Source organism: Bacillus cereus, assembly GCF_002577405.1.
Lineage (GTDB): Bacteria > Bacillota > Bacilli > Bacillales > Bacillaceae_G > Bacillus_A > Bacillus_A cereus_AU.
On the sequence record NZ_NULR01000046.1, the window covers coordinates 1 to 412 of the forward strand.

A 412-nucleotide genomic window follows, 5' to 3' on the forward strand; every position below is an offset into this window, starting at 1 on the left:
CGTACTGCTCCACCCCGCGACAATATTATTTATATAATTTTATATGGTGGAGGATGACGGGATCGAACCGCCGACCCCCTGCTTGTAAGGCAGGTGCTCTCCCAGCTGAGCTAATCCTCCAAAGTGGTGACCCGTACGGGATTCGAACCCGTGTTACCGCCGTGAAAGGGCGGTGTCTTAACCACTTGACCAACGGGCCAAATATTATAAATCCTTATGGCGGAGAGCAAGGGATTCGAACCCTTGATACGCTTGTGACGTATACACGATTTCCAATCGTGCTCCTTCGGCCAACTCGGACAGCTCTCCAATGGCTCCGCAGGTAGGAATCGAACCTACGACCGATCGGTTAACAGCCGATAGCTCTACCGCTGAGCTACTGCGGAATAATATTGCCTGGCAACGTCCTACT

4 tRNA genes are annotated in these 412 nt (G+C 51.9%); all 4 read right to left on the reverse strand.

From position 1 onward, the window contains the following. Positions 1–44 precede the first annotated feature (44 nt). The 4 genes from COC96_RS26935 to COC96_RS26950 all read right to left on the reverse strand — a co-directional run bounded on the left by COC96_RS26935 (position 45) and on the right by COC96_RS26950 (position 386). Positions 45–120, reverse strand: a tRNA-Val gene (locus COC96_RS26935). 4 nt (positions 121–124) lie between these two features. Continuing rightward, positions 125–199: transfer RNA gene (locus COC96_RS26940), tRNA-Glu, on the reverse strand. Positions 200–217: 18 nt separating this feature from the next. Continuing rightward, positions 218–309 (reverse strand) — tRNA-Ser (locus tag COC96_RS26945). A 2-nt stretch (positions 310–311) separates the two neighbouring features. Continuing rightward, positions 312–386: transfer RNA gene (locus COC96_RS26950), tRNA-Asn, on the reverse strand. Between the last annotated feature and the right edge of the window lie 26 nt (positions 387–412).